Here is a 13765-nt window from a genome sequence, read left to right on the forward strand (position 1 = left end):
TGAGGACCCCGCCATGGCACTTTCCCTCTCCAACCCCGCGCGTCGCAGACTGCGCACGCTCGGCTTCCTCTCCCCCTGGCTGGTCGGCTTCAGCGTCTTCTTCGCGTATCCGCTGCTCGCCACCGTCTACTTCTCGTTCATGCACTACAACCAGATCAAGGAGCCCAGCTTCGTGGGGCTCCGGAACTGGAAGTACGTGTTCGAGCAGATGCCGCTGTTCGGCCCTGCCCTGTGGAACACCCTCTGGCTCGTCGTGATCATGGTGGCCGTGCGGGTGGTCTTCGGGCTCTCGCTCGGGCTGCTCATCACGAAGATCAAGACGGGCGCCGGCTTCTTCCGCACCGCCTTCTACATCCCCTACCTCGCCCCGCCGGTGGCCGCCACCGTCGCCTTCGTCTTCCTGCTCAACCCGGGCACGGGCCCGGTCAACGAGATCCTCGAAGCGGTCGGGATCTCCGGGCCCAACTGGTTCAACGACCCGGCCACCGCCAAGCCCTCGCTGGTGCTGCTGTCCCTGTGGGGCATCGGCGACCTGATGGTCATCTTCATGGCGTCACTGCTCGACGTGCCCAAGGAGCAGTACGAGGCCGCGGACCTGGACGGCGCGGGGGCGTTCGCCAAGTTCCGCTACGTAACCTGGCCCGCGATCACGCCGATCGTGATGTTCGCGGTGGTCACGGGCGTCGTGCAGACCATGCAGTACTACACGCAGGCCCTGGTCGCGGGGAAGGTCGCGTCCGGCGTCAACATCGGCCCCGGCTCGGTGATCCAGCCCGGCTACCCGGACCACTCGACCCTCACGGTCCCCCAGCTCGTCTACCAAATGGGCTTCCAGAACTTCAACACCGGTGCCGCGTGCGTGCTCTCGCTCGTGCTCTTCGCCATCGCCATGGCCGTCACGCTGCTCCTGATGCGCAAGCGCTCCGGGCTGCTCGCGGCGGAGGACTGAGGACTCTCGATGACTTCCACGACTCTCAGCGCGCCCGCCGCGGCGCCCGAACGCACCACCACGCCCAGAGGCCCCGCCGCCGCCCGCGCGCGCCGCAAGCGGGTCCTGCACTGGATCGCCGTGCACAGCCTGGCGATAGGCGTCGCGCTGCTCTTCGTCCTGCCGTTCGTCTTCGTCTTCCTGACGTCGGTGATGAGCGACTCGCAGGCGATGAGCGGCGACCTGTGGCCCGACTCCTGGCACTGGTCCAACTACAAGGCCGTGTTCGAGACGCCGGGCTTCCTGGACTGGTGGCGCAACTCGCTGATGTACGCGGGCCTGGGCACCCTGTTCACCGTCTGCTCGGCGATCCCCGTGGCGTACGCGCTCGCCAAGTTCCGCTTCCGCGGCCGGCGCACGGCGATGCTGCTCGTCATCTCGACGATGATGCTGCCGCCGCAGGTCATCGTGATCCCGATGTACCTGGTGTGGGCGCAGCAGTTCCACCTGTCGGGCACGCTGTGGCCGCTGATCATCCCGATGGCGTTCGGCGACGCGTACTCGATCTTCCTGCTCCGCCAGTTCCTCCTCACCATCCCCAAGGAGTACATCGAGTCGGCGAAGGTCGACGGCTGCGGAGAGTTCCGCACCATGATCAAGATCGTCGTCCCGATGGCCAAGCCCGGCATCACCGCCATCGCGCTCTTCCAGTTCTTCTACTGCTGGAACGACTACTTCGGGCCGCAGATCTACGCGGCCCAGAACCCCGGTGCCTGGACACTGAGTTACGGCCTGGAATCGTTCAAGAGCGCCCACGCGGTCAACTGGAACATGACCATGGCCGCGACCCTGCTCGTCATGGCCCCCGTCATCATCATCTTCTTCTTCGCACAAAAGGCCTTCGTCGAAGGCGTCACCCTCACCGGAGTAAAGGGCTGAGAACCGATATGAAGCTCGCAGTGGTCGGCGGAGGGTCGACCTACACACCCGAACTCATCGACGGATTCGCGCGGTTGAGGGACACCCTGCCGATCGAGGAGCTCGTCCTCGTCGACCCGGCGGCCGACCGTCTTGAGCTGGTGGGCGGCCTCGCCCGGCGCATCTTCGCCAAGCAGGGCCACCCCGGCCGCATCGTCACCACGTCCGACGTGGACGCGGGCGTCGCGGACGCCGACGCGGTCCTGCTCCAGCTGCGCGTCGGCGGACAGGCCGCCCGCAACCAGGACGAGACGTGGCCCCTGGAGTGCGGCTGCGTCGGCCAGGAGACCACCGGAGCGGGCGGCCTGGCGAAGGCCCTGCGCACGGTCCCGGTCGTCCTCGACATCGCCGAGCGCGTACGCCGTACGAACCCGAACGCCTGGATCATCGACTTCACCAACCCGGTCGGCATCGTCACCCGCGCGCTGCTCCAGGCCGGTCATAAGGCCGTCGGCCTGTGCAACGTGGCGATCGGCTTCCAGCGCAAGTTCGCCAAGTTGCTCGACGTCGCGCCGGGCGAGGTGCACCTCGACCACGTGGGGCTCAACCACCTGACCTGGGAGACGGGCGTACGTCTCGGGGGTCCGGACGGGGACGACATCCTGCCCAAGCTGCTCGCCGAGCACGGGGACGCGGTCGCCGCTGACCTGCGCATGCCGCGCGAGATCGTCGACCGGCTCGGCGTCGTGCCCTCGTACTACCTGCGCTACTTCTACCAGCACGACGCCGTGGTGGAGGAGTTGCGGACCAAGCCCTCGCGGGCCGCCGAGGTCGCAGAGATGGAGCGCGAGCTCCTGAAGATGTACGGCGACCCGACGCTCGACGAGAAGCCCGCCCTGCTCGGCAAGCGCGGCGGCGCCTTCTACTCCGAGGCGGCCGTGGACCTCGCGGCCTCGCTGCTCGGCAACGGCGGCAGCCCCTTCCAGGTGGTCAACACCGTCAACAACGGCACGCTGCCGTTCCTGCCGGACGACGCGGTCATCGAGGTGCAGGCCTCGGTGGACGGCTCGGGCGCCACACCTCTCGCGGTGCCGAAGCTGGACCCGCTGTACGCGGGGCTCATCTCGAACGTCACCGCGTACGAGGACCTCGCCCTCCAGGCCGCGGTGCACGGCGGGCGCGAGCGGGTCTTCAAGGCGCTGCTCGCCCACCCGCTCATCGGCCAGTACACGTACGCCGAGCAGCTCACCGACAGCCTCATCGCGCACAACCGGGAGCACCTGGCGTGGGCGTAGGCACGAGCGTGCTCGCGATCGACGCGGGCAACAGCAAGACCGACGTCGCGGTGGTCGCGGCCGACGGCGAGGTCGTCGGCGCGGCACGCGGCGGCGGGTTCCAGCCGCCGCAGGTCGGCGTCGAGACCGCGGTGGACGTGCTGGAAGAGGCGGTGAGGCGGGCCCTGGCCGAGGCGGGCGTCGACTCCGTGGGGCACGTGTCGGCGTGCCTCGCCAACGCCGACCTGCCGGTGGAGGAGCGGGAGTTGGCCGCCGCACTGCGCGGGCGTGCGTGGGGCGCCTCGGTCGACGTGCGCAACGACACCTTCGCCATCCTGCGGGCGGGGCTCCTTGAGGACACCGAGCCGCGGGGGGTCGCCGTGGTGTGCGGTGCGGGCATCAACTGCGTGGGCATGCTGCCCGACGGGTGCACCGCGCGCTTCCCCGCCATCGGCCGCATCTCCGGTGACTGGGGAGGCGGCGGGGGCCTGGCCGAGGAGGCGCTCTGGTTCGCGGCGCGGGCCGAGGACGGCCGGGGCGAGGCGACCGCGCTGCGCGACGCGCTGCCCGCGCACTTCGGCCTGACCTCCATGTACGCGCTGATCGAGGCGCTGCACCTGGGCTCCATAGCCCCCGTACGACGGCACGAGCTGACGCCGGTGCTCTTCGCCACGGCGGCTGCGGGCGACCCGGTGGCACGCTCCCTGGTGGACCGGATGGCCGACGAGGTGGTGGCCATGTCGACCGTGGCCCTGGACCGCCTGGGTCTGCTCGGCGAGGAGGCTCCGGTGCTGCTCGGCGGCAGCGTCCTCGCCGCCCGGCACCCGCAACTGGACGACCGTATAAGGGCCTTGCTCGCCGAGCGGGCGCCCAAGGCGGTGGCGCGTGTGGTGGTGGCCCGGCCGGTGCTCGGCGCCGCGCTGCTCGGCCTCGACCAGGTGGGTGCGCCGACCGAAGTGCACGCGCGCGTACGGGCCCAGTACGAGGGGGCGGGGCCGGCACGAGGGTGACGCGGGAGGCCGGCGCGGACGGGTTCATGGCCCCCGAAGGGAACCGAACCCCCCTCAATCGCGTATTCAAGGGCAGGGGTGGCGTGCGATCTTCGCATGATCCGGACAGGGTGACGGGAAAGATCCGGACACGGTGATCCGGACATGATGATCCGCACAAGATCCAGTCAATGCCTGTGCGGATGTCAGTCCCTGCGGCAATACTTGCGGCCGTGCACTTCTTCCCGCACCGCGCACGCCGGGCGGAAGTGGACGTCCGATGACCAAGGGGGAGGTCGACGTCGAGGTGACATACCCGCCGAACGGCAGCGCCGCGCCGCCGGGACAGGCCGCGCCGACGATGCCCAGCGTCCCGCCGCAGGCGGGCGCGGGATCCGCCGCACCCGCACAGGCCGAGCCGGGTGCGGCTCCCCGGCGTCCCGCGTGGGTGGAGAGCCGCGACCGGCTGCGCGCGGCGGCGACCACCGAGCCGGGCAGGCTCCGCATCATCGGCGCCCTCCTCGCACTGCTCGTCGTCGCGTTCGGCGCGGTCACCACCTGGCAGATGTCGGACCGTTCGGCGGCCGCTGACAGCGTCCTGAACCGTAGCCAGCCGCTGAGCGACGACGCGGCGGCCATCTACCGCTCCCTCGCCGACGCGAACACGGCTGCCTCCAGCGGCTTCCTGGCAGGGGGTCAGGAACCGAAGGAGGTGCGCGACCGGTACAACCGCGACATCGACCGGGCCTCCGAGAAGCTGGCGAACGCCGCGTCGAACGCGGGCTCGGGCTCGTCGGCCGCCGCATCAGTGGAGAAGCTGAACAAGCTCCTGCCCGAGTACACCGGCCTGATCGAGCGGGCCCGCGCGGGCAACCGCCAGGGCCTGCCCCTGGGCGGCGCCTATCTGCGGTACGCGAACGACAAGATGCAGAACCAGATGCTCCCGGCGGCCGAGCAGCTCTACACCGCCGAGAAGCAGCGCCTGAACAACGACTACGCCGACGCGAAGCCCTATCCCTGGTTCGCCATCGCCCTCGGCCTGCTCGCGCTCGGCGCCCTCTTCTGGGCCCAGCGCCGCAACTACCGCCGCACGAACCGTGTGTTGAACCACGGCCTGGTCGCGGCGACCGCCGCCTCCACGGTCGTGCTGCTCTGGCTGGTCGCCGGGCACACCTTCGCGCGCTCCGGTCTCGGCGACTCGTACGACCACGGCGTGAAGTCCCTGAACGTCCTGAACGACGCCCGCATCAGCTCCCTGAAGGCCCGCAGCAACGAGAACCTCACGCTGGTCAGCCGCGGCGCGGAGACCGTCGAGGTGGGCGCGGACAAGGAGATCAAGGACAAGTTCGACGTCGACTACCAGAAGCAGATGAAGCAGCTCGGCAGCGCCGACAGCGGGCTGCTCGGCAAGGCCGCGGCCATCGCCGAGGACGCGGAGGGCAAGAACCCCGTCGAGGCGGCAGCGAAGAACGTGTCGGTCTGGAAGGACCGGCACGAGACCGCGCGGAACAGCGACGACGCGGGTGACTACAAGGGTGCGCTCGCCAAGGTCGTCGGCGACAAGAGCGACGAGCCCACCGGTGAGTGCTTCGACAACGTCGACACCGCACTGGAGACCGCGCTCACACACGAGCGGAACGAGTTCGAGCAGGCGGCCAAGGACGGCAAGGGAGCGATGACGGGGCTCCCGGTGGGTGCTGCCGTACTCGCGGTGCTTGCCGCCGCGGGCGCCGTGCTCGGCATCGGGCGCAGGCTGTCGGAGTACAGGTGAGAGGGGGCGAGCGGACGATGCGTACGCAAGGACTGGCGAGGCTGCGCGGCTGGGGCGGAGCTGCCGCCATGGCGGTGGCCTGCGCGCTCACGGGCTCCCTCGTGCTGGTGCTGCCCGAGGCGGGCGGTTCCGCCGGGTCCGGCGGGGGCGCGGACCGGGCCGCACGGGGTTCCGCCGAGGCCGCCCCCGCGCGCGCCGAGGAGTGCACGACTCCCGAGGAGAGCCTGTCGCCCTCCGACGAGGACGGCCCGACGATAGAGGCCATCCGTGACCGCAAGGTCAAGAAGCTCATCGTCGGCGTCGACCAGAACAGCTACCGCTGGGGATATCGCGACCCGAACAAGAAGACGGCCACGCTCGAAGGCTTCGACATCGACCTCGCGCACAAGATCGCCGAGGAGATACTCGGCGACCGCGACGCCATCCTCTTCCGCGCCATCCCCACCAACCAGCGCGTCAAGGCGATCCAAAGCGGCCAGGTCGACATGGTCGTACGGACCATGACGATCACCTGCGACCGCGAGAAGGAAGTCTCCTTCTCCACCGCCTACTTCAAGACCGGCCAGCAGGTGCTCGCCCCCAAGTCCTCGGACATCACCGGGTTCGACGAGTCCCTCGACGGCAAGAAGGTCTGCTCCGCGAAGGGCTCCACGGCACTGACCAAGCTCCAGGAGCTCAAGAAGAAGGGCCTCGGCGCCGACATCGGTACGACGGTCCCCAACCAACTCGACTGCTTGGTAAGGCTCCAGCTCGGCGAGGTGGACGCCGTCGTGACCGACAGCGCGCTCGCCGCGAGCCAGGCCGCGCAGGATCCGACGATCGAGCTCAAGGGCGACGCGCCGCTGAACACCGAGTACTACGGCGTGGCGATGAAGAAGCCGGAGAAGGGCGAGGACGACCTCGTCCGGCGGGTCAACAAGGTTCTGGAGGACTACCGCAAGAGCGGCTGGCAGAAGTCGTACGACGAGTGGCTGAAGGCCGCACTCGGCGAATCGGCCGGACCGCCCGCACCGAAGTACGAGGACTGAAGCCGGACGTGCACAGCAACGCAGAGCGGAGAGGTGATCGATGAGCGTCGCGGGTCCCCCCGGTCCTGTGATGGACCGGGACGAGGTGGACCGTGCGCTGGCGCGGCTCGACGCCGAGCATGAGGCGATCGAGACCTCGCTCCTCGCCCTTCAGGATCACGCGGGCCGCAGACTCCTCGAAGGTGCCGGTCTCACCGGCATCACCGAGGAGCGCTGGCAGTCCACCGAGCAGCAGATCACGCTCCTGTGGGCGTACTTCGACGCGTATGCCGCCGCCCTGCGCACGGCGCACGACGTGCGGGTGCGCAGACGATGGCCCAGCAGAGACGACCTGGTGGAGCTGACCGAGCTGCTGCGCGGTGAGAGCGTCACCGTCGCCGGCGGCGCCGCCCCCGCGCCGTCGGCCTCGATCACCGGTCCCGCCAAGCTCACCGAACGCTTCACCCTCATCGAGCTCGTCTCACGGATGAACGACCTGTACGCGCACTCGCTCGACATGGTCGTCGCCGCCGACGCGGTCTGGTCCGCGCTGCCCGCCCGGATAGACCTCCTGGCCGCCGAGCTGCACCGCACCCGCCAGCTCGCGCACTCCGTGGGAGTGCGCCCTGGCGAGCATCCGGCGGGCGACGACCTGGAGCGCATCACGGCGGAACTGACGCTCCTGCGCGAGCAGGTGGTGTCCGACCCGCTGGCCTTCTGGCAGCCCGCGGCGGGCAGTTCGGCCCCCGGCGGCGGCCGCCCGCACACCGAGCGCTACGACCGCGAGGCGCGCGCCCTTGAGGACGTGCGCCGCGAGATCGACGCGGTGCTCACCGTCCGGCAGGACGCGGAGCTGCGCCTGGGCAGGCTGCGTGACGTGCTCTCGCGCGCGGACCGCACGCTGGCCGAGGCACGCTCGGCGCGCGGCGAGGTCCTCGCCAAGATCGCCGCGTCCGAGGTGCCGGCCGTCAGCGGCCCGTCGACCGCGCTGCAGGAGCAGCTGGCCATGGCGTCCGACTACCGCAGGCACGCCCAGTGGCACCGCCTTTCGCCGCTCCTGGAGTCCCTGGAGCAGAAGGCCGAGGACGAACTCCTGCGGGCCCGCGAATCGTTGACCGCCGTCACGCAGCCCCTGGCGGTCCGCGCGGAGCTGCGCGGCCGGCTTGACGCGTACAAGGCGAAGGTCTCCCGGCTCGGCCACGCGGAGGACCCCCTCCTGGTCGAGCGGTACGACGCGGCGCGCCGGATGCTGTGGAGCGCGCCCTGCGATCTGCGCGTCGCCGAACAGGCCGTGCTTCGTTATCAGCAGGCGGCCGCCGAAGTCCTTGCACCGAGGGTCCCGCAACAGGGCGGTCCCACCGACCGGAGGGGGGAAGCATGAGTGAGCAGCGGAAGTGCCAGCGTCCCGGATGCACAGGGTCGTACGAGGACGTGGGCGGCGGCGAGCTGTACTGCGACACCTGTGGCCTGGCCCCGGTCGTGTCGCCGACGGGCATGGTGTCCTCTCCCCCGACCGGCATCACCGCGGGCGGCAAGGGGTCGAACAGCAGCAGCTCCCGGTCCAGTTCGCGCTCCTCGTCCCGCTCGGCGCGCTCCCAGTCCTCGCGCAGGTCGGTGTCGGGGCGGCTCTCGCGCTCGCTCTCCGGCAGCTCGACGTCCCGCTCGGTCTCCGTGCGCAGCTCCGGCCCCTCGTCCGGCACGTCCGCCCGCAGCAGGCTCGGCGTGGGCCTGGTCCTCGTGCCCGAGGTGCCGCGCCCCGACCCGCGCCAGGCGGTGCAGGAGAACCCCGAGGTCCCCGAGCGCAAGCGCTTCTGCTCGCGCTCCGACTGCGGGGCGCCGGTGGGCCGTGCCCGCGGCGACCGGCCCGGCCGCACGGAGGGGTTCTGCACCAAGTGCGGCCACCCGTACTCGTTCGTGCCGAAGCTGAGCACCGGCGACATCGTGCACGGTCAGTACGAGGTCGTGGGCTGTCTGGCGCACGGCGGACTCGGCTGGGTCTATCTCGCCGTCGACCGCGCGGTCTCCGACCGCTGGGTGGTCCTCAAGGGCCTGCTCGACACGGGCGACCAGGACGCGATGGCCGCCGCGATCTCCGAGCGCCGCTTCCTCGCCGAGATCGAGCACAGCAACATCGTGCGCATCTACAACTTCGTCGAGCACCTCGACCAGCGCACGGGCTCCATGGACGGCTACATCGTCATGGAGTACGTGGGCGGCAAGTCGCTCAAGGAGATCGCCAACGAACGCCGTACGCCGCAGGGCAAGCGCGATCCGCTGCCCGTCGAACAGGCCTGCGCGTTCGGCATCGAGGCGCTCGAAGCCCTCGGGCACCTGCACAGCCGCAATCTCCTGTACTGCGACTTCAAGGTCGACAACGCGATCCAGACCGAGGACCAGCTCAAGCTGATCGACATGGGCGCGGTCCGCCGCATGGACGACGAAGAGTCGGCGATCTACGGCACGGTCGGCTATCAGGGCCCCGAAGTGGCCGAGCTCGGCCCGTCGGTGGCCTCCGACCTCTATACGGTGGCGCGCACTCTTGCCGTGCTCACCTTCGACTTCCAGGGGTACACGAACGTCTTCGTGGACTCCCTGCCGGACCCCGACAACATCGAGGTCTTCCGTAAGTACGAGTCCTTCTACCGTCTCCTGGTGCGCGCCACCGACCCGGACCCGGCCCGCAGGTTCGCCTCGGCGCAGGAGATGGCGGAGCAGCTCACGGGCGTCCTGAGAGAGGTCGTGGCGCTCCAGACGGGCCGGCCGCGGCCCGCGCTCTCCACGCTGTTCGGGCCCGAGGTGAAGGTCACGGACACGGAGCTGTTCGCCGAGCTGACCGGTGACGTCTCGCAGTTCGGCGTACGGGTGCTGCCCGTCGGCCGGCGCAAGGCGCGCGCCGAACTGGCGGCGGGGAACGGGCACGGACAGGGCGGTCAGGCCAACGGCGCCCCGGCCGTCGCGCCGCCGGTGCCGCCCGCCGCCCCACCCGCCCGGATCGTCCGCGCGCTCGACGCCCCCGGCACCGCGCTGGCTCTCCCGGTGCCCCGCGTCGACCCGAACGACCCGAACGCGGGGTTCCTCGCCGGGCTCATGGCCTCCGCGCCCGCCGAGCTGATCACCGCGCTGCGGGCCGCGCCGAGCGACTCCGTGGAGCTGCGGCTGCGCGGCCTGCGGGCGCGCCTGGCCATGGGTGAACCGGAGTCCGCCGCGCAGGCCGTCGCGGAACTGGAGATACAGCATCCGGACGACTGGCGGGTGGTCTGGTACCGCGGCATCGCCTCGCTGGCGACCGGCGACCACGAGAGCGCGGCGCTGTCCTTCGACGCCGTGTACGACGCGTTCCCCGGCGAGCCCGCCCCCAAGCTGGCCCTCGGGGTCTGCGCGGAGGTCCTTGAGCAGCTGGACAACGCGGCGGAGTACTACCGCCTCGTGTGGGCCACCGACCCGAGCTACGTCAGCGCGGCGTTCGGCCTGGCCCGCGTACAGCTCGCGTCGGACGACCGGCGCGGCGCCGTGCACACCCTGGAGTCGGTGCCCGAGGCCTCCATCCACTACACGGCGGCCCGCGTGGCGGCGGTGCGGGCCAGGCTTCGGCACCGTATGACGTTGGACACCGCGCCGTCGCCCGGCACCCTTTTCCTCGACGATCTGACGGCGGCCGCGGGCCAGGTGGAGGCCCTCGCGGGCTTCGGCCTCGACGCGGTGCGCCGCGAGCGGCTCTCCACCGAGGTCCTCGGCACCGCCCTCGACTGGGTACTCTCCGGTAGTCACTCCGGTCACGCCTCCGCTCCACCGGCAGCACCCGCTGCACCGGCGGGCGGTTCGCGGACCGTGCTGCTCGGCAGCGACCTGGACGAGCGCGGCCTCCGGTACGGCCTGGAGCGCTCGTACCGAACGCTTGCCCGGCTCGCACAAGGTGGCGAGGAGAGGATCGAACTGGTGGAGCGGGCCAACCGTTTCCGCCCTCGGACGTGGGTGTGAAGATGTCGCAGATGCACCAGCAGACTGCCGGGGCGGGTTCCACGTGCCCCGGCTGCGAAGAGCCGCTGGAAGCGGGTGACCTGTTCTGCGGGGCGTGCGGGTACGACCTGTCGGCGCAGCCGGCCGCGTCGGACGACCGCCCCACCGTCGTGATGAACGGCTCGTCGCCGGCGCCACAGCCCGCGCCGCCGTCCGCGCCGCCGTCCGGCGCGTCGTCGCAGTGGCCGATCGCCCCGGACGCGGACAGCTCCGACATGCCGGTGCCCGCGCACCTGCCCACCGACCTGCCGGGCACGGACTCGGCGGGCGGCGAACTCTCCCCGAACGCGGGAGAGGCACGGGACGTGCGCACCGACGCCCCCTTCGAGCGGCCCGCGGAGCGCCCCGCCGAGCCGGACGAGTACGCGTTGCCCGCCCCCGGCCCCCGCACGGAACCCGAGCCCGCCGATCCCCGGGCGGCCTTGTCCGACCCGACGCCGCCCGCGGGCACCAAGCTCTGCGTGGCGTGCCGTTCGGGCCGCGTCGACCCCGACGGCTACTGCGAGAACTGCGGGCACGCCCAGCCCCGCGAGCGCGACCACATGGAGCAGGAGCTCGACGCCGTCGCCGCGGTCAGCGACCGCGGTCTGCGCCACCACCGCAACGAAGACGCGTTCGCGATCTCGTCGGCCGCTCTGCCGGACGGTTCCCCCGCCGTCGTCGCGATCGTCTGCGACGGTGTCTCGTCCGCGACCCGCCCCGACGAGGCCTCGCTCGCCGCGTCACGCGCGGCCAACGAGTCGCTCCTGGACGCCCTGCCGCGGGGCACGCACCCGCAGCAGGCCATGCACGACGCGATCCTCTCGGCGGCCGACGCCGTCAACGCCCTCGCCGCGGAGCCCACGCACGCCAGGGAGCACTCCCCGCACCAGAACGCGCCCGCGTGCACCCTGGTCGGCTCGATCGTCGCCGGTGGCCTCCTGGTCGTCGGCTGGGTCGGCGACAGCCGTGCCTACTGGGTGCCGGACGACCGCAGCGGCCCGACCGTACGGCTCACCGAGGACGACTCGTGGGCCGCGCAGATGGTGGCCGCGGGTCTGATGAACGAGGCGGAGGCGTACGCCGACGAGCGCGCCCACGCCATCACGGGCTGGCTCGGCGCCGACGCGTACGAACTGGAGCCGCACACCGCTTCCTTCAAGCCGGACCGTGCAGGTGTAGTGGTGGTATGCACGGACGGGCTCTGGAACTACGCGGAATCGGTGGAGGAGATGGCACGCGCCGTGCCCGCCGATGCCGCCCTGCGCCCGCTGCACAGCGCCCAGGTCCTGGTCGGTCACGCACTGGACGGCGGGGGCCACGACAACGTAACAGTGGCGATTCTGCCGTTCCGTCTCGTGCCGCAAGGGGCAGGATCCGCCTAGTGGAAGGCCCCCGCGACGGGGGTCGAACACGCGCACGTGTCACCCACCGGCTTGGGGAAGCCGGTGGGAACATTTAGGGGGAGCAAAATTTCATGGCCAATTTCTCGAAATCGAACGTGCCGCAGTTCTCGGTCGACGTGTACCAGAACGAGTACCTCCCGGAAGGCGGCCGCGAGGTCAACGCGATCGCCACGGTCACCTCGACCGGCGGCGGCACGGTGGGGTCAGCGGTCAGCGCCCCGCATCTCTACTCGGCGGGGCAGACCCCGGACGCGGCCGTCGCGATCATGGTCGACTGCTCAGGATCGATGGACTATCCGCCCACCAAGATGCGCGGCGCCCGCGAGGCCACGTCCGCCGCGATCGACGCCGTACGTGACGGAGTCCACTTCGCGGTGATCGGCGGCACCCATGTCGCCAAGGAGGTCTATCCGGGCAACGGCCGCCTCGCGGTCGCGGACGCGCAGACCCGCGGGCAGGCCAAGCAGGCCCTGCGCAAGCTCAGCGCGGGCGGCGGCACGGCGATCGGCACCTGGCTGCGCCTGGCCGACCGGCTGCTCTCCTCGGCCGACGTCTCGATCCGGCACGGAATCGTGCTCACGGACGGCCGCAACGAACACGAGTCGCCCGAGGACCTGCAGGCCTCTCTCGACGCCAGCGCGGGCCGCTTCACCTGCGACGCCCGCGGTGTCGGCACCGACTGGGAGGTCAAGGAGGTCACCGGCATCGCCTCCGCCCTGCTCGGCACCGCCGATATCGTCGCCGACCCCGCGGGCCTTGCCGCCGACTTCACGCAGATGATGGAGGCGGCGATGGGCAAGGAGGTCGCCGACGTCAGCCTGCGGGTCTGGACGCCGATGGGCGCGGAGATCAAGTTCGTCAAGCAAGTGGCGCCCACGGTCGAGGAGTTGACCGACCGCCGTACGGAGGCGGGGCCGCGCGCGGGCGACTATCCCACCGGTTCCTGGGGCGACGAGTCCCGCGACTACCACATCTGTGTCGAGGTGCCGAACGCCGAGCTCGGCCAGGAGATGCTCGCGGCCCGCGTCTCGCTGATCGTGCCGCAGTCGGACGGCAGCGCCCAGACGCTCTCACAGGGCCTGGTGCGGGCCGTGTGGACGGACGACATGGCCGCTTCCACCTCGATCAACCCGCAGGTGGCGCACTACACGGGGCAGGCGGAACTGGCCCAGGTGATCCAGCAGGGCCTCGACGCACGCAAGTCGGGCGATATGGACGGAGCAACGGCCAAACTGGGCCGTGCCGTTCAGCTCGCGAGCGCCTCGGGCAACGAGGACACCGCGAAGCTGCTTTCGAAGGTGGTCGACGTGGTCGATGCCGTGGCAGGTACTGTTCGATTGAAGGCGAGGGTTGCCGAGGCCGACGAGATGACTCTCGAGACCCGGTCCACGAAGACCGTTCGCGTGAAGAAGTAGCACTGCCCATACTCATCAGTACTCATCCGTGGCTCCACTCGGTGGCTCCACAGCAGCACCT

Annotated in this window: 10 protein-coding genes; all 10 read left to right on the forward strand. The window is 70.8% G+C overall.

Annotated elements, in window-relative coordinates:
* Positions 1–13 precede the first annotated feature (13 nt).
* The 10 genes from ACWFR3_RS08165 (at position 14) to ACWFR3_RS08210 (ending at position 13704) form a co-directional block, all read left to right on the forward strand.
* On the forward strand, positions 14–949 hold the full coding sequence (locus ACWFR3_RS08165; protein WP_453733740.1) for a carbohydrate ABC transporter permease: 936 nt from the start codon (positions 14–16) through the stop codon (positions 947–949).
* A gap of 9 nt (positions 950–958) precedes the next feature.
* On the forward strand, positions 959–1867 hold the full coding sequence (locus ACWFR3_RS08170; RefSeq protein ID WP_453733741.1) for a carbohydrate ABC transporter permease: 909 nt from the start codon (positions 959–961) through the stop codon (positions 1865–1867).
* An 8-nt stretch (positions 1868–1875) separates the two neighbouring features.
* Complete coding sequence (locus ACWFR3_RS08175; protein WP_453733742.1) at positions 1876–3141, forward strand: 6-phospho-beta-glucosidase; 1266 nt, start codon at positions 1876–1878, stop codon at positions 3139–3141.
* Positions 3132–4130, forward strand: a complete 999-nt coding sequence (locus tag ACWFR3_RS08180) for an N-acetylglucosamine kinase (protein WP_453733743.1) — start codon at positions 3132–3134, stop codon at positions 4128–4130. The genes ACWFR3_RS08175 and ACWFR3_RS08180 overlap by 10 nt, the downstream gene beginning before the upstream one ends.
* Before the next feature lie 286 nt (positions 4131–4416).
* Positions 4417–5880, forward strand: coding sequence for a hypothetical protein (locus ACWFR3_RS08185; RefSeq protein ID WP_453733883.1), 1464 nt, complete (start codon positions 4417–4419; stop codon positions 5878–5880).
* A 17-nt stretch (positions 5881–5897) separates the two neighbouring features.
* Positions 5898–6908, forward strand: a complete 1011-nt coding sequence (locus tag ACWFR3_RS08190) for a glutamate ABC transporter substrate-binding protein (protein WP_453733744.1) — start codon at positions 5898–5900, stop codon at positions 6906–6908.
* A 40-nt stretch (positions 6909–6948) separates the two neighbouring features.
* The gene (locus ACWFR3_RS08195) at positions 6949–8268 is read left to right on the forward strand and encodes a hypothetical protein (RefSeq protein ID WP_453733745.1); all 1320 of its coding nucleotides are present in this window, start codon (positions 6949–6951) and stop codon (positions 8266–8268) included.
* The gene (locus ACWFR3_RS08200; RefSeq protein WP_453733746.1) at positions 8265–10865 is read left to right on the forward strand and encodes a tetratricopeptide repeat protein; all 2601 of its coding nucleotides are present in this window, start codon (positions 8265–8267) and stop codon (positions 10863–10865) included. The genes ACWFR3_RS08195 and ACWFR3_RS08200 overlap by 4 nt, the downstream gene beginning before the upstream one ends.
* Before the next feature lie 2 nt (positions 10866–10867).
* Entirely contained in the window at positions 10868–12268 is a 1401-nt protein-coding gene (locus tag ACWFR3_RS08205) for a PP2C family protein-serine/threonine phosphatase (RefSeq protein WP_453733747.1), read from the forward strand.
* 92 nt (positions 12269–12360) lie between these two features.
* Positions 12361–13704, forward strand: coding sequence for a VWA domain-containing protein (locus ACWFR3_RS08210; RefSeq protein ID WP_453733748.1), 1344 nt, complete (start codon positions 12361–12363; stop codon positions 13702–13704).
* Positions 13705–13765: the final 61 nt, after the last annotated feature.

The organism is Streptomyces sp. NPDC055189, from assembly GCF_053606765.1.

Bases quoted from the DNA above. Each gene is read 5' to 3' on its own strand.
- ACWFR3_RS08165 (WP_453733740.1), top strand. From the start codon at position 14: ATGGCACTTTCCCTCTCCAACCCCGCGCGTCGCAGACTGCGCACGCTC.
- ACWFR3_RS08170 (WP_453733741.1), top strand. From the start codon at position 959: ATGACTTCCACGACTCTCAGCGCGCCCGCCGCGGCGCCCGAACGCACC.
- ACWFR3_RS08175 (WP_453733742.1), top strand. From the start codon at position 1,876: ATGAAGCTCGCAGTGGTCGGCGGAGGGTCGACCTACACACCCGAACTC.
- ACWFR3_RS08190 (WP_453733744.1), top strand. From the start codon at position 5,898: ATGCGTACGCAAGGACTGGCGAGGCTGCGCGGCTGGGGCGGAGCTGCC.
- ACWFR3_RS08195 (WP_453733745.1), top strand. From the start codon at position 6,949: ATGAGCGTCGCGGGTCCCCCCGGTCCTGTGATGGACCGGGACGAGGTG.
- ACWFR3_RS08200 (WP_453733746.1), top strand. From the start codon at position 8,265: ATGAGTGAGCAGCGGAAGTGCCAGCGTCCCGGATGCACAGGGTCGTAC.
- ACWFR3_RS08205 (WP_453733747.1), top strand. From the start codon at position 10,868: ATGTCGCAGATGCACCAGCAGACTGCCGGGGCGGGTTCCACGTGCCCC.
- ACWFR3_RS08210 (WP_453733748.1), top strand. From the start codon at position 12,361: ATGGCCAATTTCTCGAAATCGAACGTGCCGCAGTTCTCGGTCGACGTG.